The sequence below is a fragment of the Blastococcus sp. SYSU DS0539 genome (genome assembly GCF_054050855.1).
This window is the reverse complement of the sequence record NZ_JBJHAF010000006.1, coordinates 135,459-157,577: the sequence shown is the minus strand read 5'-3', so window position 1 is coordinate 157,577 and position 22,119 is coordinate 135,459. Positions and strand designations below refer to the sequence as shown.

The window sequence follows — 22,119 nt, the reverse complement described above, 5'->3', positions numbered from 1 at the left end:
ATGCCGACCGTCCCGCAGGATGGGCCCGGAGGGATAGGGCTTTCCGCCGCGGCGGAGGTCAGCCCCGGCGGGTGCGTCCGCGGGGCCCGCCCTGCCGGCCGCCGGGCGCACGGCCGGCCGCCCGGGCCGGCGTGCGGCGGGCACCGCCACCGGGACGGCGGTCGCGCTCGCCGCCGTGCCGGCCGGCCGGGGCGCTGCAGGGCCGGCAGGTGGTGAACCAGGGAGCGATCGCGCTGCCGCACTCCACGCACTTGCCCGACTTGCCCAGGGAGATGGCGTCGGGCAGCAGCTCGGTGATCATCTCGGCGCACTCCTCCTCGACCCAGGCGGCGTCGTCGCTGTCCAGGCCGGCCACGCCCGGGAACTGGCGGAGCAGGGTCTGGGCGTCGCGGGCGGCGGCCGCCGCCTGCTCGAACTCCTCGACGCTCCCGCCGCGCGGGACGTCGGGGAGCACGCTCTCCGGCTGGACCGGCAGGCCGACGGCGTGCCGCAGGGCCGCCTCGGCGAGGGTGATCCAGCGGGTGCGCCGCGGCGGGTTGTAGTCGATCGCCAGGTTGACCAGCCGCCACACGGTGTCCAGGTCGCCGGCGGCGCCGAGCGGGCCGCGCAGCAGCGGCAGCAGGGCGTGCACCCGCAGGATGAGGGTGCTCACGTCGTCCGGGGTCATCGCGTGGTCCCGGGTCGCGCCCCGCGCCCACGCCATCCAGCGGGTCAGCGCCTCGGGCAGGTCGACGGCCTCCATGGCGCCCAGGTCGGCCAGCTCCGGCCGCAGCCGCGGCGCCCTCTTGGGCAGGTCGCTCATGGCGTCGCCGCGAGCGACCGCGGCGCCCGTGGCGAGGATGCCGGCGTCGGGGCGCAGGCCGGTGACCCCGGCGAGCACGCCCACCGTGCCGTGGCCGGTGAGGCCGTAGCGCCCGGCCCGGCCGGCGATCTGGGCGGTCTCCCAGCTGCGCAGCGGCCGCACCTGCGCGCCGTCGAACTTGGTGGTCTCGGCGAACAGCACCGTGGTGGCCGGCACGTTGATGCCGTGCCCGATGACGTCGGTGGTGACCAGCACGTCGACCTCGCCCTGGGTGAAGCGCTCGATCACCTCGCGCCGGGTGGCCGGGGGGAGCGCCCCGTAGAGCACGCCGACCTTGCCCGGCCGGTGCTGGTCCAGCTCGGCCGCGGCGGCGTAGACGGTCTTGCGGGAGAAGGCGACGACCAGCGTCTGCGGCCGGACGTCGGCCGGGCGCACCGGGGTGCGGAGGACGTCCAGGCGGGAGAGCCGCTTGTGGTTGACGACCGTGACGTGCTCGGCGTCGGAGACCAGCGGCTTCAGCAGCAGGTAGGCCTCGGCGGCCGAGATCAGGTGCATCTCCCGGTACTCGCCGGTGAGCAGCAGCCGCGCCCAGTGGTGGCCCCGGTCGGGGTCGGCGATCCAGTGCGACTCGTCCAGGACGAGCAGCTCCCCGCGCATGGGTGCCTTCTCGACCGTGCAGCAGACGATGGGGGCGAAGGGGTCGATCTCCTCCTCGCCGGTGGACAGGCCGACCGTGCCCGGCGGCAGCACGGCGGAGAGCTTGGCGTAGGCCTCGTGGGCGAGCTGGCGCAGCGGCGCCGCGTAGACGCCGGACCCGTTCGCGGCCAGGGCCTGCAGCGACTCGTAGGTCTTGCCGGAGTTCGTCGGGCCCAGGTGGAAGACGACCTCGGCCGGGCGCGTGGCGCGGATGGGCAGCGCCGGGGCGGCCCCCTCGACCCAGCTCTCCTGGGCGCGCCGCTCCTCGCGGGCGGCGGCGCGGTCGGTCTGCCGACCCTCGGGCCGGGCCTCCGGCCGGCGGGCGGCCGAGCGCTCCCGGCGTCGCGAGGTGGCGGCGGGCTGTGGGTCGTGCTGGGACAAACGACGTCCTTCGGTGGGGAACGGCTGGCGTGCTCGGTCGACGTCCCTGCGGACGGACCGTCACACAGCCAACACCGACGGCCGTCGATCCATGCCCCCGGGGTCTCCGGCGCGTCGCCCCGCGACCTGCCCGGTCTGCGGGAGCGGCCGCCACTGCCTAGCCTCCGGAGGTGCCCGGAGCGCCCTTCCTCACTGTCCTCGCGGCCGACGAGGACGCCGTGGTCGTCGCCGACCCGATCACCTGGCAGGAAGCCGTGCTGGCGCTGGCGGTCTTCCTCGCCGGGCTGGTGCTGGCGGTCGTCGTGCGCCGCGTCATGGTCCGGGCGATCGACCGCGAGGGCAGCCGCCACGTCGGCCTGGTGGTCGGGCGCTTCGTGAGCGTGATCGTCGCGGCCGTGGCGGCGGTGTACGCCCTGGACCTGCTCGGGGTGAGCATCGGCCCGCTGGTGGGGGCGCTCGGCGTGGGCGGCATCGCGATCGCGTTCGCCGCCCAGGACATCCTGCAGAACTTCGTCGCCGGGGTGCTGCTCCAGGTGCGGCGCCCGTTCCGCGTCGGGGAGCAGATCGGCAGCGGCGACCACGAGGGGGTGGTCGAGGACGTCAACCTGCGCACCACGGTGCTCAGCACCTACGACGGTCTCGTCGTGTACCTGCCCAACGCCGAGGTGCTGAAGAACCCGATCACCAACTACACCCGGACGCCGGTCAGCCGGACGTCGCTCACCGTGGGGCTCCCCTACGACGCGGACCTGGAGCGGGCCCGGCAGGTGCTCCTGCGCGCCTGCGGGGCGGCCGAGGGCGTCCAGTCGAGCCCGCCGCCGGAGGTGTGGGTGGAGGAGTTCGGCGAGTCCTCCATCAACGTGGCGGTGCGCTACTGGCACCCGGCCGACATCGCCAGCCGCTGGCGGGTGCGCAGCGCGGTCGCCATCTCGCTGAAGGGGGCGCTGGACGCGGCCGGTATCGAGATCCCCTTCCCGCAGCGGGTGCTCTGGTTCCCGCGCGACCGCGACGCCGCCCCGGAGGGCGACGGGGACGGGGAGCGCTGACCGCTCCGGCCGGACGGCGCACGGCCCGCCCCCGGGGGACGGGCCGTGCGGCGGTGCGGTCGCTCAGTGGCGGGTGGCGCCCACCGGCTCGCGGTCCCCGGACGGGGTGGCGCCCTTCTCCAGCGCGGCGCCCTCGACGTCCAGGACGGGCAGCCGGCGCAGCCAGCCAGGGAGCCACCACGCGCGCTCGCCGAGCAGGGCGAGCGCGGCCGGCACCAGGACCATCCGGACGACGAAGGCGTCGAAGAGGATGCCGGCCGCGAGGGCGAACGCGATCGACTTGATCGTGGCCTCACCCGCGGGCACGAAGCCGGCGAACACGGAGAACATGATCAGCGCCGCGGCGACGACGACCGGGGCCGCCTGGCCGAAGCCGGTCCGGATCGCCTCCAGCGGACGGGTGCCGTGGCTGTGCGCCTCGTGCATCCGGGACACCAGGAAGATCTGGTAGTCCATCGCCAGGCCGAACAGGATGCCGATCACCAGGATCGGCGTGAGGCTGATCAGCGGCCCGGTGCTGTCCAGGTTGACCACGTCGGCCAGCCAGCCCCACTGGAACACCGCGACGGTGGCGCCGAGCGAGGCGCCGATGGTGAGCAGGAAGCCGAGCACCCCCACCAGCGGGACCAGCAGCGAGCGGAAGACCAGCACGAGCAGCACCAGCGCGAGACCGACCACCAGCACCAGGTAGATCGGCAGCGCCTCGTCGAGCGCCTGCGCCACGTCGACGCTGACCGCGGTCTGGCCGGTCACCGACGCCTCGGCACCGTCGAGGTCGGCCAGCTCCGCCCGCAGGTCGGCGACCAGCTCCTCCGTCGCCGGGTCGGCCGGCCCCGACACGGGGATCACGGTGAGCAGGGCGGCGGTGCCGTCGGCGTTCGGGGTCGGCGGGACCACCAGGGCGACGTCGTCCAGCCCCGCGACCGTCTCCATCGACCGGCCCGCGGCCTGGACGGCGCCCGCGCCCTCGAACAGGACGACCAGGGGGCCGTTGAAGCCCTCCCCGAAGCCCTCCGCGAGCATCTCCTGGGCCCGGGCGCCGGTGCTGCCCTCCGGCGGTTCCTGCACGAGGGTCGTCTGCATCGACGCGAACGGGATGGCGATGATCCCCAGCGTCACGACGGTCAGCAGCAGCGACAGCACGCGGCGGCGGGTGACCGTGGCGGCCCAGCCGGCCAGGAAGTTGCGCTGCGGGGCCGGCGCCTCGTGCTTGCCCGCGGAGCCGGTGCCGCGCTCCCGGCGCGGCAGCGCGCGCTCGCCCAGGAAACCCAGCACGGCGGGCACGAGGGTCAGCGCCACGAGGACGGCGACGACGATCGTCGCGGCCGCGGCCAGACCCATCTGGGTCAGGAACGGGATGCCGACGACGAAGAGGCCGGTCAGTGCGATGACCACGGTCAGGCCGGCGGTGACGACGGCCGAACCCGCGGTGCCGACCGCGGTCGCGATGGCGGTGCCCGCGTCGGAGCCGGCATGCAGTTCCTGCCGGTACCGCGTGATGATGAACAGGGCGTAGTCGATGCCGACGGCCAGGCCGAGCATCGCGGCCAGCATCGGCGTGGTCGACGACAGGTCGATGAAGCCGGTGGCGATGGTGATGCCGATGACGCCGATGCCGACACCCACCACGGCGGTCAGCAGGTTCATGCCCGCGGTGATCAGCGAGCCGTAGGTGACCGCCAGGACGAGCAGGGCGATGACGACACCCACCACCTCGGCGGGACCGCCGACGTGCGGGGGCTCCTGCACGGCCTCGCCCGAGACCTCGACGGTCAGGCCGGTGTCCCGTGCGTCGTCGACGGCGGCGAGCAGCGCGTCCTGCTGCTCGGGAGTCACCTCACCGGGGACGGCGTCGTAGGTGACGGTGCTGTAGGCGGTGTCCTGCTGCTGGTTCACCGCCGGAGCGGCCGGGTCGAGCGGGGTGGTCGCCGAGGTCACGCCGGGCAGCTGCCCGAGCTCACCGACGACTGCCTGGATCGCCGCCGCGTTCTCCGGGGTGGTGACCGTCTCGCCGTCCGGCGCCTGGAACACCACGCGGGCGCTGGCGCCGCCGGCCGAGCCGAACTCCTCGTCGATCCGCTCCAGGGCGTTGGTCGACTCCTGGCCCGGGATGGAGAAGCTGTTCGAGGTGTCGCCGGCCAGGGTGACCGCCCCCACGCCGCCGCCGACGAGGAGGACCAGCCAGACGGCCACCACGGACACCCGGTGCCGGTGCGAGAAGGCACCGATCCGGGACAACAACACAGCCATGCGGGATCAGACCTCTACTGGTGGGGAACGGGGAGGGTGGCGCCGGGCCGGGGGTGGCCGAGCGCGTCGAAGCAGGTGGCGACGATGGCGGCCCGCCAGGTGGCCGGCTCGTCCTGGCCGTGCGCCGCCAGGGTCAGGACGGCGAGCGAGGAGAGCGCGCCGATCGCGCGGATGGTCCGCTCGGACACCGGCGCGTCGAGGGTGACGCCGAGGGCCTGGAGCGCTGCGGCGCCGGCGGCGTCCATCTCGGGCTCGCCGTAGTCGGAGTCGCCCCGGGTCAGGGGGGTGAGGAGCAGGGCGACCACGCCGGGGTGGTCGAACGCGATGTCCACCAGCACGTCGATGGCGCGCCGGTCCCGGTCCGGCCCGACGGGCAGGTCGCTGACCTGGGCGAGCACCCGCTGCCCGAGCGTGCCGGCCTGGGCCAGCACCGCGTCGTACAGCGCCTCCTTGCTCGGGAAGTGGTGCAGCAGCCCGGCCTTGGAGAGCCCGACGGCGGCGGCGATGTCCTGCAGCGAGGTCTTGGCGAAGCCCCGGCGGGCGAAGAGGGCAGCGGCCCGGTCGAGGATGCCGTCGTCGGTCTGCTGCCGGAACGGTCGCGCCACGCCGACCAGCTTACGACCGCAACCGACCGATTCGGTCGGTTCTCCGACCGGACCGGTCGGTGGACGTTCGTCACACCGGGCGGGGACGGCTCACGGCTTGACGGCGAGCACCGGGCGGTCCGCATCGAGCAGGATCCGCTGGGCGCTGCTGCCCAGCAGGAGCTTGCCGACGGCGGAGCGCCGGCGCAGGCCGATCACGATCACCGAGGCATCGACCTCCTGGGCGGTCCGCAGCACCTCGTCGGCGGCGTCCCCGTCGTGCGCCGTCTGGCGCAGGTCGAGCGGCACGTCCTCGGCCGCGGCGCGCCGGGTCATCTGCTGGACCGCGTGCTCGGGTGCGACCTCGACGCTCACCGGGGCGCCGCTCCGGGCGGTGTTCACCACCACCAGCGGCTCCGAGCGCCGCCGCGCCTCCTGCAGCCCGGCGGTGAAGGCGGCCTCGCCGGCGGGGGTGGGCAGGTATCCGACCAGGACCGTCATGCGTGCTCCTCCGTGTCGCTGCGGCGCCCGGCGGGTGGCGCGGGGCGCGGCGGTGGGTGGTTCCGGGGGCCGAGCGCCCCGGAGGGGGATACCACCGTCGCGGCTCCGGGAACCGGCCGCCCCGGAACCGGCGTCCGCGGCACCGGGCTCAGCGGCCCAGGTGTTCCCGGAGCGCGCCGACGACCATGCGGTGGTCCTCCAGCTGGGGCAGCCCGGAGACCGTGACGACGCCGACCGGCCCGACGTCACGCACCAGCAGCGGGAACGCCCCGCCGTGGGCCGCGTACCGGGCGGGGTCCAGGCCGAACTCGGCCTCGAAGGTGGTGCCCCGCTCGATGCTCGCCTGGCGGACGTACAGCGAGCTGTGCCCGAACCGGTGCACCACCCGGGATTTCCGCTCGATCCACGACGCGTTGTCCGGGGTCGCGCCGGGGAGCGCGACGGCGAACAGCCGGTGGGCGTTGCGGGAGATCTCGACGGCGACCGGCGCGGCCGCCCGGCGGGCGGTGGCGACCAGTGCGGCGCCGAGCTCCCAGGCGTCGTCGTTGGTGAACGAGGTGAGCTGCAGCTCGGCCTCCTCCGCGGCGAGGTCGGCGAGCGAGGGGAACGACTCGGGCATGCCCCTTCCTACCGTCCCGCCCGTCCCGCCGGGCCGCCCGCGTCGGTCCCTCCGCGGACCGCGCCGAGCAGCTGCGCCACGTGCGCGAGCGCCGTCGCCACCTCGGTGAAGCTCGTGCTCAACGGGGAGAGGCCGATCCGCAGCCCTCGCGGCCGCCGGAAGTCGGGGACGACGCCCCGCCGCCACAGCCGGTCGACGACCGTCCGCATCGCGTCGTGCTCGAGGGTGACGTGGCCGCCGCGCCGGTCGGCGTCCCGCGGTGAGGCGACGACGACCCCGAGCGGGGCCAGGACCTCGTCGGCGACGGCGATGGTGAACTCGGTGAGCACCACCGACTTGGCCCGGATCGCCGGCATCCCGGCCCGCTCCACCAGCGCCAGCATGTCCTCGACCGGGAGCATGCCGAGGACGGGAGGCGTGCCGCTGAGCAGACGACGGATGCCCGGCGCCGGGACGTGCTCCGGGCCCATGGCGAACGGGTCGGCGTGCCCCATCCAGCCGGGGATCGTGCAGCGCGAGCTTGAGCCGGAGCTCGGTCGTCTGGTGCTGGATGATGAACAGCGGCTCGTCGTGGTGGTCGCTGATCGGGCGCTGCGCGGACAGCAGCGTGTCCAGCGCCAGGTAGCCGGCGTAGTCCAGCTCCGCGCGGACGTCGGGCCGCCCGCCGTCGTCGATCGCCATGACGTCCCTCCCCGGCCGCCGGGCCGGCTGGACGTCACCGGCGGGCGCGGTCGATCCTCGCGCACATGCTCCCGCACGCCCAGGCCGAGGACCGCGCGGTGCTGACCCGTCCGGCGGCGCCCCCCGACGCCGTCCTCCGGTACGGCCCGGGGGCCGAGCAGGTGGCCGACGTCCGGCACGCGCGGGAGGAGGGGCCGGGCCGGCCGGTGGTCGTCGTGGTGCACGGCGGGTTCTGGCGGCCGGAGTACGACCGGGCCCACGTTCGACCCATGACCGAGGCGCTGGCCGCGGCCGGCTGGCCGACGGTGGCCCCGGAGTACCGGCGCGTCCCCGGCCGTCCCGACCTCGCCGTCGCCGACGTGCACGCGGCGGTGCGGGCGACCGCGGGCCGGGGCCGGCCGGTGCTGCTCGCCGGGCACTCCGCCGGCGGGCACCTCGCGCTGCAGGCGGCCGCGGCCATGGCCGGCTCGCACGGCCCGGCTGGGGTGCTGGCCCTCGCGCCGGTCGCCGACCTCCGGCGGGCGCAGGCGCTCGGTCTCGGGTCCGGCGCGGTCCGGGCCTTTCTGGGCGAGGACGCCACGGCGCGGCCCGACCTGGACCCGGTGCGCCTGCCCCCGCCGGCCGTGCCGGTCCGCATCGTGCACGGAACGGGGGACGAGATCGTCCCCCTCGAGCTGAGCGACTCCTACGTGGCCGCCCACCCGGCAGCCGTCCTCGTCGCCGTCGCAGGCGGGCACTTCGCCCCGATCGATCCCCGCAGCGCGGCCTGGCCGGCGGTGCTCGCCGCCCTGGCGGCGCTCGGCAGGGAGGGCTGACCGGTCAGAACGCCGAGTCCAGCCGGGCGGGCAGCGTCGGGCCGTCCCAGGTCGGCGGCGGCATGATCCGGCGGATGGTCCGCAGCGGGTCCGTCGGGTCCAGCGGATCGGCGAGCTGGAAGGCCGCCCGGTAGCCCGCCGCAGCCACCCGGGGCAGCGCCTCGGGCGACCAGACGCCGTGCGGATAGGCCAGCAGGTCCACCGGGTGCCCGAGGAGCTCGCCCAGCTCGGCCCGCGGCCGGTCGAGCTGCACCGCCCACTCGTCACCGGTGAGCCGGTCGACCCGCTGGTGGTCCCAGGTGTGCGCACCGATGGTCATGCCCGCCCGGTCCAGGTCGCGGAGCTGGTCCGCGCTCAGCCAGTCGGGCTTGCCGAGGACCACGGTCATCGGGAAGAACGCCGCCGGGAAGCCGAACTCGCGGAGCACGGGGAGCGCCACCGTGTGGTGGGTCGGCGAGCCGTCGTCGAAGGTGAGGAGGACCGGCCGGTCGGGGAGGGGCGTGCCGAACTGCAGGTGGTCCACCAGCTCGGGGGCGCCGATCGGGGTCCGCCCGCCGTCGCGCAGCGCCTGCAGCTGGGCCCGGAAGACCGCTGGCGGGGTGATGAGCGTGCGGGCGTAGGCGCTGTCGTCCGGGCGGAAGTCGCGCAGCTGGTGGAAGCAGAGCACCGGCACGGTGGCGCGGGCCAGCACCTCCTCGGCGGTCGCGGGCGTCGGCGGTGCGCCGGCCGACGTCGGGGGGCCGGCCGGCGGCGCGGGCGGAGAGGTCCGGGGGCTGCGGTGGGCGGGAGCGGTCGAGGGGCCGGCGGCCGGGGTGGAGCAGGCCCCGAGCAGCGCCGCCCCCGTCGCGGCGAGGAAGGCCCGTCTGCGCATGGCCCCACCCTTCCGACCGTTCGCCGCCGTCCCCCGCGTCCGGTCGCGGCGAACGGTCTGGTGGACACCGGAGGCGGACGCCGACAGACTGCCGGGGCACGCCGACAGCGCCGTCAGCGGGAGGTCGCAGATGCCGTACCCCTTCGACCGGAGCGGGACCGAGGTCGGGCCCGACGGCATCCGCCGCTACACCGGCCTGGCGCCCAACCTGGTGCAGCTGCTGCGCGCGGCGGTCGACGCCGCTCCCGACGCCGAGGCGCTGGTCGAGCTCGGCGGCGACCGGATCAGCTACCGGCAGCTGTGGGACCGCGCGACCCGGGTGGCCGGCGGGCTGCGGGCCGCGGGCGTGGCGCCGGGCGACCGGGTGGCCAACCGGCTGCCCAACGGCAACGACTGGGTCCTGGTGTTCTGGGGGACGCTGCTGGCCGGGGCCGTCGTCGTCCCGGTCAACACGCGCTTCGCCGAACCCGAGGTGCGCTACGTCGTCGAGGACTCCGGCGCCGCGTACGTCGTCGAACCCGGGGCCGCGCTGCCGGACGGCGAGCCGCTGGCCGTCACCGACCAGGCGCACACCGACCTGGCCGGGATCTTCTACACCAGCGGCACCACCGGCTTCCCCAAGGGTGCGATGACCACCCACGAGAACTTCCTGTCCAACGTCGAGACCTGCCTGCGCTGCCTCGGGCTGCCCCGCGACGAGCAGTTGTCGACGCTGATCTCGGTGCCGCTCTTCCACGTGACCGGGTGCAACTCCCAGCTGCTGGTCGTCACCGCGGTGGCCGGGACGGCGGTGATCATGCCGGCGTTCGAGGTCGGCGCCTTCCTGCGCGCCATCGAGGAGGAGCGCATCTCGGTGCTCACCACCGTGCCGGCGATCTACTGGCTGGCGCTCCAGCAGCCGGGCTTCGCCGACGTCGACACCTCCTCGGTGCGGGCGGTCAGCTACGGGGGAGCGCCGATCGCCCCCGACCTGGTGCACCGGATCAAGGCGGCCTTCCCGACCGCCCGCGTCGGCAACGGCTTCGGGCTCACCGAGACGTCCTCGGTGTCGACGTACCTACCGGACGAGTACGCCGCCGCGCACGCCGACTCGGTGGGCTTCGCCGCGCCGGTCGTCGACCTGTCGGTGACCGAGCCGGACCCGGCGACGGGCGTCGGCGAACTGCTGATCCGCGGCCCGAACGTGGTCGCCGGCTACTGGCGCAAGCCCGAGCAGACCGCGGAGACGTTCGTCGACGGCTGGCTGCACACCGGCGACCTGGCCCGCATCGACGACGAGGGTCTCGTGCACGTCGTCGACCGCAAGAAGGACATGATCAACCGCGGCGGCGAGAACGTGTACTGCGTCGAGGTCGAGAACGCCCTGGCCGCGCACCCCGCCGTCGGCGAGGTCGCCGTCGTCGGCGTGCCCGACTCGATGATGGGCGAGAAGGTCGGCGCCGTCGTGGTCCCGCTGCCCGGCCGCGCGCTGGACCCGGCGGACCTGCTCGCCTTCGCCCGGGAGCAGCTCGCCGACTTCAAGGTCCCGCAGTTCGTCTCCGTGCGCACCGAACCGCTGCCGCGCAACCCCGGCGGCAAGGTCCTCAAGCCCTCGCTGCGCCAGCAGACCGAGTGGCAGCCCATCCGCTGACGCAGGTCCCAACCCACCCACCCCTGGAGGCTTCTCCGTGCCCACCGTCGAGACCGTCCGTGGCCCGATCGACACCGCCGACCTCGGCGCGACGCTCATGCACGAGCACGTGTTCGTGCTCTCCACCGAGCACGTGCAGAACTACGGCGCCGGGGACTGGTGGGACGAGGACGAGCGGGTCGCCGACGCCGTGGACCAGCTCAACGAGCTCAAGGCGCTCGGCATCGACACGATCGTCGACCCGACCGTGTGGGGGCTGGGGCGCTACATCCCGCGGGTGCAGCGGGTCGCCGAGCAGACCGACATCAACATCATCGTCGCCACCGGGCTCTACACCTACGACGAGATCCCGCACCAGTACGAGCACCGCGGCCCGGGGCTGGCCCTGGACCTGCCGACCGACCCGATGGTCGACGACTTCACCCGTGACGTCCGCGACGGCATCGCGGACACCGGCGTCAAGGCGGCGTTCCTCAAGTGCGTGGTCGAGGCCAAGGGGCTGACGCCCGGAGTCGAGCGCAACCTGCGGGCCTGCGCGGCCACCCACCGCGACACGGGCGCGCCGATCACCGTGCACACGTCCTCCCACAACGAGGCCGGCCGGCTGGCCCTGCAGGTGTTCCGGGAGGAGGGGGTCGACCTGACCAAGGTGGTCATCGGGCACGCCGGTGACAGCAACGACCTCGACTACCTGACCGACCTCGCCGACGCCGGGTGCCTGCTGGGCATGGACCGGTTCGGCCTGGACATCTACAACGCCACCGACCACCGGGTGGACACGATCGTCGCCCTCGCGGAGCGCGGCTACGCCGACCGGATGGTGCTGGCGCACGACGCCAGCTGCTTCATCGACTACTTCCCCGACCCGGCGGCCCGGGCGGCCTTCCAGCAGGTCCAGCCGAACTGGAACTTCACGCACATCAGCAAGGACGTGCTCCCGATGCTTCGCGAGCGGGGGATGACCGACGAGCAGATCAGCACGATGCTCGTGGACACCCCGCGGCGCTACTTCGAGTAGCGCACGCCGGCCGCCCCGCGGCGGCTCAGCGGTGCCGCTGCGTCGACAGCAGCCGGGTACGGCCCAGGAGGCCGCCGGTGCGAGCGGCCGGCGGGCCTTCCGTCGGGAGCGCGATCGAGCCGGCCGCGCGCCGGAGCTCCGCCTCGAGGACGGACCGCCGGCGCACGAGGTCGGTCACGTCCGCCAGCAGCGCGGCCCGCCGGTCGGCGGCCGCGGAGTCCAGGCGCTCCCGGTCCGCCTCCGCCGCGGCGTCCGCGCGCCGGCGCTCCTCCCGGCCGGTGGCCAGCATCCGGACGACCTCGTCCCGGCCCTGCAGCCGGAGGGCGGCGACGTCGGCCGCGGCCTGCTCCGCCAGCAGGGCGGCGTGGTCGGCGGCGGCCTGCTCCGCCGCCCGCGCCTGCGCGATGCGCGCCGCCGCCTCGTCGGCGGCTTCCCGGCGGGTCTGCTCGGCCTCCGCGAGCACCCGGTCGGCCGCCGCGCGGATCGCCTCGGCCCGCGCTTCCGCGGCGGCCACGGTCTCCCGGGCCCGGGTCCGCGCGGCGGCGAGGTCCGCGGCGGCCCGCTCCTGCAGCTCCTCGGCCGCCTCCTGCGCCGCGGCCCGCACGGCCTCGGCCTCGGCGGTGATGCCCTCGGCCTGGTCGGCGGCGGCGGCGAGCATGGACCCGATCCGCTCCGACAGCCGGAGGAACTCGCCGCCACCGGCCGAGTGGTCGAGCAGCTCCCGGGCCTCGGCGAGGGCCGACTGGGTGTCCAGGCAGCGGGCGAGCAGGTGCTCGCGCTCCCGCTCCGCCGTCGCCAGCTCGTCCTCCGCCCACTGGACGTAGGTGTCGACCTGGAAGCGGTCGTAGCCGGCCAGCGCCCGGCCGAACATCGGCGCGGCCCGGAAGAGGGTGGGCAGGTCGCCCGAGACGTTCGGCCGGCCGTGCTCGGCCGGCGGGTCCCCGCCGGCGACCAGGGCAGAATTCTGGTGCTGCGTCGCAGTGCTCATCAGGTCGCCTCGCGTCCCCGTCGGGTTGCCATCGGACCGACGGTAGGGCGGTGGTGCAGCGCTTCGCCCGCCTACGGACCGTCGGCTCACCCGGCCGGGTGGGGCCGGCGCACCGGTGCGGGCGGCGCCTCCGCCGGCAGTTGCACCCGGTGATGTCCCACGTGCGGGTGAGTGATGGCTCGCGAGTGATCGATGCGTCCGGCGCCGGGGCACACCCTTGCCCATGGCCCCGCCTCCCTCCTCGCCGGCTCCCGGCAGCATGACGGTCCCGCCGCTGTTCGACTGGCACGTCCTCGGGTCCGTCCTGCTCGTCGCGGCGGTGCTGGCCGTGGCGGCGCTGGTCCTCCTCGCGGCCCGCTCCGGGGCCGGCGGGCGCGCGGAGTGGCAGCAGTGGCTGGCCGCGCGGTCGCACGGCCCGGACGACCTGCGCGCCGATCGGTAGGGGGCCACCCCGCGCGCCGGTGGCCGGGTGACCGGCACCTCGGTACGGTCCGGGAGTGCGCCTCCCTGACGGCCTCGTCGCCGTGGTCAAGCGCGACTGCCCCACCTGCCGGCTCGTCGAGCCGGTGCTGCGGCAGCTCGGCGCAGCCGTGTGGTGCCAGGACGACGCCGGCTGGTTCCCCGGGGACGACACCGAGCTGGAGCTGTCCTACCGGCTGGGCATCGAGACCGTCCCCACGCTGCTGCGGGTGCAGGACGGCGCGGAGACGGCCCGGGTCGTGGGCTGGAGCCGGGAGCAGTGGGAGCAGCTGACCGGCGTCACCGGGCTCGGCGCGGAGCTGCCCGAGCACCGGCCCGGCTGCGGCTCCCTGTCGGTGGACCCGTTCCGGGTCGACGCCCTGGAGGCGCGCTACGGCGGCAGCGGCCTGTCCAGCCGGCGGGTGGAGCTGGCCGACCTCGAGGACGAGCACGAGGCGATGTTCGACCGCGGCTGGACCGACGGGCTGCCCGTCGTCCCCCCGACGGCGGAGCGGGTGCTGCGGATGCTGCGCGGCACCACCCGCGACCCGGCCGAGGTGATCGCGCTCGTGCCGCCGGACCTGGTGGAGTGCACGGTCGAGAAGGTCGCCGTCAACGCCGTGATGGCCGGCTGCCTGCCGGAGTACCTGCCGGTGGTGCTGGCCGCGCTGGAGGCGGCGTCCGCGGAGGAGTTCGCACTGCACGGCCTCCTGGCGACGACCTACTTCGCCGGCCCGGTCGTGGTCGTCAACGGCCCGGTCGCCGCCCGGATCGGGATGAACAGCGGCGTCAACGCGCTCGGGCAGGGCAACCGCGCCAACGCGACGATCGGCCGGGCGCTGCAGCTGGTCGTGCGCAACGTCGGCGGGGGAGTGCCCGGCGGGATCGACCGGGCGACCCTGGGCAACCCGGGGAAGCTCACCTTCTGCTTCGCCGAGCGCGAGGCGGGCAGCCCGTTCGCGCCGCTGGCGGCCGATCGAGGGGTGGCCGGGGACGCGGTGACGCTCTTCGCCGGCTCCGGCGTCCAGCCCGTGGTCGACCAGCTCAGCCGGGAGCCGGAGTCACTGGCCCGCACCTTCGCCGCCTGCCTGCGGGTCAACGCCCACCCGAAGCTGCCGATGGCCTTCGACGCGATGCTGATCGTCTCCCCGGAGCACGGCCGGGTGTTCCGCGAGGCCGGCTGGGACCGCGCGCGGCTGCTGGCCGAGCTCGGAGAGCTGCTCACCCTGCCCGCCGACGAGCTGGTGCGCGGCGCGGGCGGCATGGCCGAGGGCGTGCCGCCCGGGCTGGCCCGGGCCGAGCTGCCCAAGTTCCGGCCCGGTGGGCTGCTGGTGGCGCACGCCGGCGGCGACGCCGGCCTGTTCAGCGCCGTCGTCGGCGGCTGGGTGGCCGGTGAGACCGGGAGCGCCCCGGTGACCAGAGAGGTGCGCGCATGAGAACCGTCCTGGACCCGACCGGCGAGCGGCAGACGTCCGCCCGGGATCTGCTGCCCCGCCCGGAGTCGCTGCGCGATCGCAGCGTCGGGCTGCTCGACATCAGCAAGGCCCGCGGCGACGTCGTGCTGAACCGGCTCGAGGAGCTGCTGACCGCGGACGGCGCCGTGGTGCGCCGGTACCGCAAGCCCACGTTCGCCCGGACCGCCCCGGTCGACCTGCGCCACGAGATCGCCGAGCAGTGCGAGGTGGTCATCGAGGCGCTGGCCGATTAGGGCTCCTGCACGTCGTGCAGTGTGCATGACATCGCAGACCTGGAGCGGCGTGGCGTGGTGGGGGTGTTCCTCGCCAGCGAGGCGTTCGCGGAGGCCTCCCGGTTGCAGGGTGAGGCGCTCGGGTTCCCGGCGCCCTACGTGCTGGTGCCGCACCCGGTCCAGGACCGGACCGACGCCGAGCTGCGGGCGGTCGCCGAGCAGATCTACCCCGCGGTGGTGGCCGCGCTGACCAGGCCCGCATAGCCGCCGACGGGCGCGGTATCCCTGCCCCCACGGGAAGCGATGTGCGGGAACGGCGCGTTACCGGCGGCGGACCCCGCCGTACGCGCACATCGCCGAACCCGGGTGCCGCCGACGGAGGAGGGATGCACGCATGGGGGTCGTCGACCGCATCGACGCGTTCCAGTCCCGGCACCCCGCGGTGGCCCTTCCGCTGGCGGTCGTCTACAAGTTCGCCGACGACCGCGGGCCGCACCTCGCCGCGCTGATCACCTACTACGGGTTCGTCTCGCTGTTCCCGCTGCTGCTGATGCTGACCTCGGTGCTCGGCTTCCTGCTGCAGGACGACCCCGGGCTACAGCAGCGGATCCTCGAGTCCGCGCTGTCGGACTTCCCGCTGCTGGGTCCGGTGCTGGAGGAGAACATCGGCACCTTCCGGGGCAGCGGCGTCGCGCTGGTCATCGGCGTCCTGGGCAGCCTCTACGGCGGGCTGGGCGTCATGCAGGCGGCCCAGGCGGCGCTCAACCGGATCTACGCCGTGCCGCGCTTCGCCCAGCCCAACCCCCTGCTGTCGCGGCTGCGCAGCCTGCTGCTGGTCCTGGCCCTCGGGTTCGGGGCGGTGGTGTCGACGGCGCTGACCGCCTTCGTGGCGACCTTCTCCGACGTCCTGCCGGTGCCCGGCCCGGTGGTCACGGCCACCGGCACGCTGGCCAGCCTGGCGATCAACGTCGGGATCTTCCTGGTGGTCTACCAGGTGCTCACCGCACGCCGGCTGGAGTGGCGGAACGTCGCCGTCGGTGCCGTCATCGCCGCCGTGCTCTGGGAGCTGCTGCACGTGCTCGGCACCTACTACTTCGGCACGTACGTGACGCGGTCCAGCGACGTCTACGGGGTCTTCGGCGTGATCCTCGGCCTGGTCGTCTGGATCTACCTGCAGGCGCTGGTCGTGGTCCTGGCCGCGGAGATCAACGTCGTCCGGCACCGGCGGCTGTACCCCCGGTCGCTGCTGACCCCGTTCACCGACGACGTGGAGCTGACCCCGGCCGACGTCCGGGCCTACACCGGCTACGCGCGCAGCGAGCGGTACAAGGGCTTCCAGCGCGTGGACGCCTCGTTCCGCAAGGACGCCGGCCGACGGCCCGCCGATGCCGAGGGCTTTCCCGGGGACGTCGCCCAGGACGCGGCCGCCGCGGCCTCGGCCGATGGGGCCGAGGACGTCGACCGGCCGCGGGGCGCTCAGCGGTAGACGACGTCGACGCTGCGGAACGCGCCCAGGGCGTGGTCGGCGGCGAAGAGGGCGTGGTCCCGGCGCACCCGGGCGGCCGCCTCCTCGGCGAACCGGAGCATGTCGTCGACGAACAGGTCCCGGTTGCCGATCGCGTCGAGGATCGCCGGCTCCACGTCGTAGTCGACGTTCCCCGTCTCGTCGCTCATCGCGTGGGTGTGCGCCAGCACCCGGCCGCAGATCCCGGCGTAGTCCTTCCACTCCCCGGGCGACAGCGGGCCCAGCCCGAGGTCGTCCCGGAACGGCGCGCGCTCGCGCACCATGAAGCTCTGGCCGTCGATGTCGACGCTGCCGTAGAAGACGTCGCCGCTGACCAGGTGCACCCGCTGGGCGTGCCGGATCCGGTCACCCTGACCGTCCACCTCGTAGCCCGACGGCGGCACCAGCCCGGACAGGGCCGAGCGGCGGGCGCGCTTGAACTCCAGGAGCAGGTCGTCGGTCCCGTCGTCGCGCACGCCGGCGATCAGCACGTAGTACCGGGTCAGGCCGAGCGAGGCGGTGCCGGCGCCGCGCCGCTCGGCGACGTCCCTCACCCGCATCCGGCCGGCGCGCTCGGGGACCGCCACCTCGTTCTCGGTGACGTAGCGGTCGACGAGCTGCTGGAACTCCGCCCGGCGGCTGCTGACCGGCACCAGCTCCTCGTCGGTCCGGAAGCCGGTCCGGGTCTCGTCCAGCAGGCCGGCCAGCCAGTCGGCGCGGCTGGTCTCCAGCGTGCCGGCGATCAGCCCGGCGATCAGCGGCGGAGCGTTGTCCATCCGGAGCTGCTCGGTCTGCTCCCGGCCGTCGGCGGCGTAGGAGGCGATGCCGGCGACGTAGCCGCGCACGAACCGGCGGGCGATGGCCCGCTGCTTCTTCGGGCCGTGGCCGGACTTCTCCGCCGCTCCGAGCAGGAACCCGACGGCGCCGCGCTTGAGGTCCCAGGTGAACGGCGCGTAGTAGGCGTCGTCGAAGTCGTTGACACCGAAGACCGGCACGTTGTCGGAGCTCGGCATCACGCCGAAGTTGCCGGGGTGGACGTCGCCGAGCGCCAGCACGGTGGGCAGCCGGGCGTCCTCGCCCACCAGGTCCCGGTAGAAGAGCAGGTTGGTGCCGCGGAAGAAGTGGAAGACCGACCCGGCGAGCTTGTCGAACTTCGCCCGCGCCTCCAGGTCACCGCTCGCGATCCGGGTCTCGTGGTCCTCGCGGACGGTCTCCCGCACGTGAACCCGGCGGTCGTTGCCGGTGAGCATGCGGGGGATCAAGACCATTTCGCCGGCCGCGCGGGCCTCGGCGAGCCGGCGGAAGGCCTCGACCCGGGAGCTGATCTGCCGCCGGCCCGGCCCGGGGCGCTCGGTCTCTTGCAGCGGCGCGGACCGCTCGCGCAGCTCGGCGACGAGCTCGTCCTTCGTCATCCGGCTGCGGCCGGGGATCCCGTGCTCGCGGGCCAGACGGAGGAGCTCGGCGCGGGTGGCGGTGGTGAGCCGCGGGGAGGGATCCATGGCTGTCCGGCTACCCGCCGGCGCCCCGACCAGGCACGACGATCGTGTGACACCGGGTCGTCCGGTTGCGTTCCGGAACGGCGCGCGGGGACACCTGGCGCGCCGGGCCGCGCGGGTGTCCCATGGCCTCCTGCGCCGATGACGCCCGAGGAGATCCCATGCCGCGTCCGCGTACCACCGTCCTGGCCCTCACCGTGCTCGCCGGCGGCTCCCTGGTGGCCGGCGGCCCCGCGAGCGCCGCCCCGGGCGACCACCCGGGCACTGCTCCACCGGAGAAGCGCGCGCTCGCCGTGGGCACCGGGGGTGCGGTCGCCACGGTCGACCCCGACGCCACCCGGGTGGGCCTGGACGTCCTGGCCGCCGGCGGCAACGCCGCCGACGCGGCGGTGGCCGCGGCCGCCGCGCTGGGCGTGACCGAGCCCTACTCGGCGGGCATCGGCGGCGGTGGCTTCTTCGTGTACTACGACGCCGCCACCGGCGAGGTCACCACGATCGACGGCCGGGAGACCGCGCCGCTGGCGATGGGAGCCGACGCCTTCCTCGACGACGCCGGCGAGCCGATCCCCTTCTCCGAGGCCGTCGAGAGCGGGCTGTCGGTGGGCACGCCGGGAACCCCGCGCACCTGGGCGACGGCGCTGGAGGAGTTCGGCACCTGGTCGCTGGACGATGCGCTGCAGGGCGCGACCCGGCTGGCCGACGAGGGCTTCGTCGTCGACGAGACCTTCCGGCAGCAGACGGCGGACAACGAGGAGAAGTTCCGCCGGTTCGCGCCGACCGCCGAGCTGTTCCTCCCCGGAGGGGCGCTGCCCGAGGTGGGCTCGGTGTTCCGCAACCCCCACCTGGCCGACACCTACCGGCTGCTGGCGGGCAAGGGCGTGGACCCGCTCTACACCGGTGAGCTGGCCGAGGAGATCGTGCGGACGGTCCAGGACCCGCCCGAGGCGGCCGGTGCCGCGGAGGTCCGGCCGGGCCTGCTGGAGGCCGTCGACCTGGCGCGGTACGAGGCGCCGCTGCGGGAGCCCACCCGGGTCGACTACCGCGGGCTCGAGGTCTACGGGATGGCGCCGCCGTCCAGCGGCGGGTCGACCGTCGGGGAGGCGCTGAACATCCTGGAGCCCTTCCCGCTCGGCTCGCTGCCGGCCGTGCCGGTGCTGCACACCTACCTGGAGGCGAGCGCGCTGGCGTTCGCCGACCGCAACGCCTACGTCGGCGACCCGGCGTACAGCCAGGTGCCGCTGGCCGAGCTGCTCTCGGACGGGTTCGCCCGGGAGCGGGCCTGCGAGATCGCTCCGGACGCGGTGCTGGCGAAGCCGACCGCCGCCGGCAACCCGGACGGCGAGTACGCCGCGTGCCCGGCCCCCGAGGGGCCCACGGTGGGGGAGGGCTCGGAGGGGCCGTCCACGACCCACCTGACCGTCGGTGACGCCGCGGGCAACATCGCCAGCTACACGCTGACCATCGAGCAGACCGGCGGCAGCGGGATCACGGTGCCCGGCCGCGGGTTCCTGCTCAACAACGAGCTGACCGACTTCACGTTCGCGGTCGCCGATCCCACCCGGCCCGAGCCGAACCTGCCGGCCCCCGGCAAGCGCCCGCGCAGCAGCATGGCGCCGACGATCGTCCTGCACGACGGCGAGCCGGTGCTCGGCCTCGGCTCGCCGGGCGGCAGCACGATCATCACGACGGTCCTGCAGACGCTGGTGAACCGCATCGACCGGAACATGGATCTCGCGGAGGCGATCGCCGCTCCGCGGGCCAGCCAGCGCAACACGCCCACGGTCAGCGCGGAGCAGGCGTTCGTCGACGCGTACGGCGAGCCGCTCGCCGCCCTCGGCCACGAGTTCACCGTGGTGGAGGAGCTCGGCGCGGCGACCGGCATCGAGTACCTGCCGGGCGGCCTGGTGCTGGCCGCCGCGGAGGGGGAACGCCGCGGCGGCGGGAGCGCCGGGGTGGTGCACCCGGTCCGCACCGGCCCGGAGGCATCCGCTCCGGGGGCCGCGGAGCTCGCCCCGCCGCTCGGGGACGGCTGACGCCGGTCAGCGACCGGCGACGGCGTCCTCGGCCTCGATGGCGGCGTTCCAGTCGCGCTTGCCCGACTGCCAGCGGTCCTCGGTGTCGCCCCGCCGCCAGTAGCCGGAGATCGAGGTCCACTCCGGGTCCAGGCCCCGCTGCGCCCGCAGGTGGCGGCGCAGCTCCCGGACGGCGTAGGCCTCGCCGTGCACGAACACGTGGCCGCTGCCGGCCGGCAGCGCGACGGCCCGCACCGCATCGACCAGCGGCACGCCCGGCTCGGCGCCGTCGCGGTGCAGCCAGTGCAGCTCGACGCCCGGCCCGACGGCGAGGTCCGTCTGCTCCTCCTCGGCCCCGGCCACCTCGACGAACACCAGCGCCCGCGCGCCGGCGGGCAGCCGGTCGAGGGTCGCGGCGATGGCGGGCAGCGCGGCCTCGTCCCCGGCGAGCAGGTGCCAGTCGGCGTCCGGCCGGGGCGCGTAGGCGCCGCCGGGGCCCATGAACTGGATGCGGTCGCCGGGTCGGGCGGCGGCGGCCCAGGGCCCGGCCAGCCCCTCGTCGCCGTGGTGAACGAAGTCGATGGTCAGCTCACCGGCCGCCGCGTCCCACGCGCGCACCGTGTACGTGCGGGTGACCGGCCACTGGTCGGCGGGCAGCTCCGCGCGCACCTGCTCGACGTCGTAGGGGACGGCGTAGGAGGCGTCTGCGGGCGGGAAGAGCAGCTTGACGTAGCGGTCGGTGAACTCGCCGTCGGGGAAGCCGGCCAGGCCCTCGCCGCCGAGCACGACGCGGATCATGTGCGGGGTGATCCAGGAGGTCCGGACGACCTCGCCGATCCGCGGCGTCCGCTTGCGCGGCGGGCGCCCGTCGCCGTTCCGCCGTGGTTCGCTCATGGCTGCTCCGCTCCTGGTCGCGCCGGCGACCGCTGCACCGACCGGTCCGCCGTCCCCGGGGACGCTACAGAGCCCGATGATCACCGTTCCCGCTCGCCCGCCCGGCGCAGCGCCCCGGCCGGTGATGTGCGGCGATGGCGCGTTCCGGCGTCCACCAGGCGCCACCAGCGCACATCGCCGGCGGTGAGCCGATCGTTCCCGCCGGCAGCCCCCTGGCGACGGTGATCGGTGTGCCGGAGGCGGGCGGTTACTGTCCCGGCGTGGGCACCATCGCAGCCGGCACCGGCGAGGACCGAACCGCAGCCGAGGCGAGCGTGCTCGACGTCCTGGCGCTGGAGGAGATCGACCGGGACCTCTACCGCAGCACCCTGCTGTTCAGCGACCCGTTCCCGCTCTACGGCGGGCAGGTGGCCGCCCAGGCCCTGTACGCCGCCGGCCGCACCGTCGGCGCCGACCGGCTCCCGCACTCGCTGCACGGGTACTTCCTGCGCAGCGGGGACGCCGCCCGCCCGACGATCTTCCGGGTGGACCGGGACCGGGACGGCGGCTCGTTCTCGGCCCGCCGGGTGGTCGCCATCCAGGGCGGCGAGGTCATCTTCAGCATGTCCGCCTCCTTCCACGTGCCCGGTCCCGGCCCCGACCACCAGGTGCAGGAGACGCCGACCGTCGAGGCGCCGGACGCGCTGCCCCGGTTCGACATGCCGCGGCTGTTCTCCATGGAGGCCCGCCGGCCGGAGCAGCCGTTCCCGGCGGCGCACTGGCCCACCCGGTTCTGGGCCCGGGCCACGGTCGCGCTGCCCGACGACCCGCTGGTGCACGCCTGCGTCCTGACCTACCTGTCCGACATCGGCACCGGGCTCTCCGCGCTGCCCGACGACGAGGCCGCGCCCGGCCCGAGCCTGGACCACGCCGTCTGGTTCCACCGGCACGTCCGGCTCGACGACTGGGCCCTCATGGACATGGTTCCGCGCACCGTCTCCGGCGGCCGCGGCTGGTACACCGGCTCGATCACCACCCCGGGCGGGGTGCTGGCCGCGAGCTTCACGCAGGAGACGCTGTTCCGGCCGGGCCGCAACCCGTTCCGGCCCGGCAGCTGACGGTCCTGGACGGGCCCGCGCGTCGCCCGTTCGTCCAGACGTCATGACGTATGGTCGACCGCGTCCCGGCCCACGACCGCGAGGAGCC

General features: G+C 75.1%; 19 protein-coding genes and 1 pseudogene. 10 read left to right on the top strand and 10 right to left on the bottom strand.

The features are described 5' to 3' along the window. Positions 1-58: 58 nt before the first annotated feature. Positions 59-1,879 (bottom strand): helicase-related protein, encoded by a 1,821-nt coding sequence (locus ACI790_RS09890; RefSeq protein ID WP_456569610.1) that lies wholly within the window; start codon positions 1,877-1,879, stop codon positions 59-61. A gap of 170 nt (positions 1,880-2,049) precedes the next feature. On the opposite strand from ACI790_RS09890, the gene ACI790_RS09885 reads away from it, so the two are divergent. After that, positions 2,050-2,925 (top strand): mechanosensitive ion channel family protein, encoded by an 876-nt coding sequence (locus ACI790_RS09885; protein WP_456569609.1) that lies wholly within the window; start codon positions 2,050-2,052, stop codon positions 2,923-2,925. A 63-nt stretch (positions 2,926-2,988) separates the two neighbouring features. Here the strand turns inward: ACI790_RS09885 and ACI790_RS09880 are convergent, their stop codons facing one another. The 5 genes from ACI790_RS09880 to ACI790_RS09860 all read right to left on the bottom strand — a co-directional run bounded on the left by ACI790_RS09880 (position 2,989) and on the right by ACI790_RS09860 (position 7,373). After that, positions 2,989-5,175, bottom strand: coding sequence for an MMPL family transporter (locus ACI790_RS09880; protein WP_456569608.1), 2,187 nt, complete (start codon positions 5,173-5,175; stop codon positions 2,989-2,991). Between the two features lie 14 nt (positions 5,176-5,189). Continuing rightward, complete coding sequence (locus ACI790_RS09875) at positions 5,190-5,780, bottom strand: TetR/AcrR family transcriptional regulator (RefSeq protein ID WP_456569607.1); 591 nt, start codon at positions 5,778-5,780, stop codon at positions 5,190-5,192. A 90-nt stretch (positions 5,781-5,870) separates the two neighbouring features. Next, complete coding sequence (locus tag ACI790_RS09870) at positions 5,871-6,260, bottom strand: universal stress protein (RefSeq protein ID WP_456569606.1); 390 nt, start codon at positions 6,258-6,260, stop codon at positions 5,871-5,873. Positions 6,261-6,408: 148 nt separating this feature from the next. Beyond that, positions 6,409-6,879: a heme-degrading domain-containing protein gene (locus ACI790_RS09865; RefSeq protein ID WP_456569605.1), complete on the bottom strand. Its 471-nt coding sequence runs from the start codon at positions 6,877-6,879 to the stop codon at positions 6,409-6,411. Between the two features lie 8 nt (positions 6,880-6,887). Then, complete coding sequence (locus ACI790_RS09860; RefSeq protein ID WP_456569604.1) at positions 6,888-7,373, bottom strand: kynureninase/PvdN C-terminal domain-containing protein; 486 nt, start codon at positions 7,371-7,373, stop codon at positions 6,888-6,890. A 252-nt stretch (positions 7,374-7,625) separates the two neighbouring features. Between ACI790_RS09860 and ACI790_RS09855 the strand changes: the two genes are divergently transcribed. Continuing rightward, positions 7,626-8,375 carry an alpha/beta hydrolase gene (locus tag ACI790_RS09855; protein WP_456569603.1) on the top strand — a complete coding sequence of 250 codons (750 nt, stop codon included), beginning with the start codon at positions 7,626-7,628 and terminating at the stop codon, positions 8,373-8,375. Positions 8,376-8,379: 4 nt separating this feature from the next. Here the strand turns inward: ACI790_RS09855 and ACI790_RS09850 are convergent, their stop codons facing one another. After that, positions 8,380-9,246: a polysaccharide deacetylase family protein gene (locus ACI790_RS09850; protein ID WP_456569602.1), complete on the bottom strand. Its 867-nt coding sequence runs from the start codon at positions 9,244-9,246 to the stop codon at positions 8,380-8,382. Between the two features lie 130 nt (positions 9,247-9,376). On the opposite strand from ACI790_RS09850, the gene ACI790_RS09845 reads away from it, so the two are divergent. After that, positions 9,377-10,876: a class I adenylate-forming enzyme family protein gene (locus ACI790_RS09845; RefSeq protein ID WP_456569601.1), complete on the top strand. Its 1,500-nt coding sequence runs from the start codon at positions 9,377-9,379 to the stop codon at positions 10,874-10,876. A 37-nt stretch (positions 10,877-10,913) separates the two neighbouring features. Continuing rightward, positions 10,914-11,894, top strand: coding sequence for a phosphotriesterase family protein (locus tag ACI790_RS09840; RefSeq protein ID WP_456569600.1), 981 nt, complete (start codon positions 10,914-10,916; stop codon positions 11,892-11,894). Positions 11,895-11,919: 25 nt separating this feature from the next. Here the strand turns inward: ACI790_RS09840 and ACI790_RS09835 are convergent, their stop codons facing one another. Further along, positions 11,920-12,882, bottom strand: a complete 963-nt coding sequence (locus ACI790_RS09835; protein ID WP_456569599.1) for a hypothetical protein — start codon at positions 12,880-12,882, stop codon at positions 11,920-11,922. A 223-nt stretch (positions 12,883-13,105) separates the two neighbouring features. On the opposite strand from ACI790_RS09835, the gene ACI790_RS09830 reads away from it, so the two are divergent. The 4 genes and pseudogenes from ACI790_RS09830 to ACI790_RS09815 all read left to right on the top strand — a co-directional run bounded on the left by ACI790_RS09830 (position 13,106) and on the right by ACI790_RS09815 (position 16,514). Beyond that, entirely contained in the window at positions 13,106-13,324 is a 219-nt protein-coding gene (locus ACI790_RS09830; protein WP_456569598.1) for a hypothetical protein, read from the top strand. A gap of 55 nt (positions 13,325-13,379) precedes the next feature. Further along, entirely contained in the window at positions 13,380-14,777 is a 1,398-nt protein-coding gene (locus tag ACI790_RS09825; RefSeq protein ID WP_456569597.1) for a thioredoxin family protein, read from the top strand. After that, positions 14,774-15,292 (top strand): annotated as a pseudogene (locus ACI790_RS09820) (UGSC family (seleno)protein). Before ACI790_RS09825 ends, ACI790_RS09820 begins: the two are co-directional and overlap by 4 nt. 130 nt (positions 15,293-15,422) lie before the next feature. Then, positions 15,423-16,514, top strand: a complete 1,092-nt coding sequence (locus ACI790_RS09815) for a YihY/virulence factor BrkB family protein (RefSeq protein ID WP_456569596.1) — start codon at positions 15,423-15,425, stop codon at positions 16,512-16,514. Here ACI790_RS09815 and ACI790_RS09810 read toward each other — a convergent pair. Continuing rightward, entirely contained in the window at positions 16,505-18,031 is a 1,527-nt protein-coding gene (locus ACI790_RS09810) for a DUF2252 family protein (protein WP_456569595.1), read from the bottom strand. The two genes, ACI790_RS09815 and ACI790_RS09810, sit on opposite strands and share 10 nt — an antisense overlap. A gap of 158 nt (positions 18,032-18,189) precedes the next feature. Between ACI790_RS09810 and ggt the strand changes: the two genes are divergently transcribed. Next, positions 18,190-20,061, top strand: a complete 1,872-nt coding sequence (gene ggt / locus ACI790_RS09805) for a gamma-glutamyltransferase (protein WP_456569594.1) — start codon at positions 18,190-18,192, stop codon at positions 20,059-20,061. A 6-nt stretch (positions 20,062-20,067) separates the two neighbouring features. Here the strand turns inward: ggt and ACI790_RS09800 are convergent, their stop codons facing one another. Then, complete coding sequence (locus ACI790_RS09800) at positions 20,068-20,934, bottom strand: siderophore-interacting protein (RefSeq protein WP_456569593.1); 867 nt, start codon at positions 20,932-20,934, stop codon at positions 20,068-20,070. 260 nt (positions 20,935-21,194) lie between these two features. Between ACI790_RS09800 and ACI790_RS09795 the strand changes: the two genes are divergently transcribed. Next, positions 21,195-22,031: an acyl-CoA thioesterase gene (locus tag ACI790_RS09795; protein WP_456569592.1), complete on the top strand. Its 837-nt coding sequence runs from the start codon at positions 21,195-21,197 to the stop codon at positions 22,029-22,031. Positions 22,032-22,119: the final 88 nt, after the last annotated feature.

Bases quoted from the DNA above. Each gene is read 5' to 3' on its own strand.
- ACI790_RS09845 (WP_456569601.1), top strand. From the start codon at position 9,377: ATGCCGTACCCCTTCGACCGGAGCGGGACCGAGGTCGGGCCCGACGGC.
- ACI790_RS09865 (WP_456569605.1), bottom strand. From the start codon at position 6,879: ATGCCCGAGTCGTTCCCCTCGCTCGCCGACCTCGCCGCGGAGGAGGCC.
- ACI790_RS09815 (WP_456569596.1), top strand. From the start codon at position 15,423: ATGGGGGTCGTCGACCGCATCGACGCGTTCCAGTCCCGGCACCCCGCG.
- ACI790_RS09870 (WP_456569606.1), bottom strand. From the start codon at position 6,260: ATGACGGTCCTGGTCGGATACCTGCCCACCCCCGCCGGCGAGGCCGCC.
- ACI790_RS09800 (WP_456569593.1), bottom strand. From the start codon at position 20,934: ATGAGCGAACCACGGCGGAACGGCGACGGGCGCCCGCCGCGCAAGCGG.
- ACI790_RS09850 (WP_456569602.1), bottom strand. From the start codon at position 9,246: ATGCGCAGACGGGCCTTCCTCGCCGCGACGGGGGCGGCGCTGCTCGGG.
- ACI790_RS09810 (WP_456569595.1), bottom strand. From the start codon at position 18,031: ATGGATCCCTCCCCGCGGCTCACCACCGCCACCCGCGCCGAGCTCCTC.
- ACI790_RS09860 (WP_456569604.1), bottom strand. From the start codon at position 7,373: ATGGGGCACGCCGACCCGTTCGCCATGGGCCCGGAGCACGTCCCGGCG.
- ACI790_RS09830 (WP_456569598.1), top strand. From the start codon at position 13,106: ATGGCCCCGCCTCCCTCCTCGCCGGCTCCCGGCAGCATGACGGTCCCG.
- ACI790_RS09855 (WP_456569603.1), top strand. From the start codon at position 7,626: ATGCTCCCGCACGCCCAGGCCGAGGACCGCGCGGTGCTGACCCGTCCG.
- ggt (WP_456569594.1), top strand. From the start codon at position 18,190: ATGCCGCGTCCGCGTACCACCGTCCTGGCCCTCACCGTGCTCGCCGGC.
- ACI790_RS09835 (WP_456569599.1), bottom strand. From the start codon at position 12,882: ATGAGCACTGCGACGCAGCACCAGAATTCTGCCCTGGTCGCCGGCGGG.
- ACI790_RS09880 (WP_456569608.1), bottom strand. From the start codon at position 5,175: ATGGCTGTGTTGTTGTCCCGGATCGGTGCCTTCTCGCACCGGCACCGG.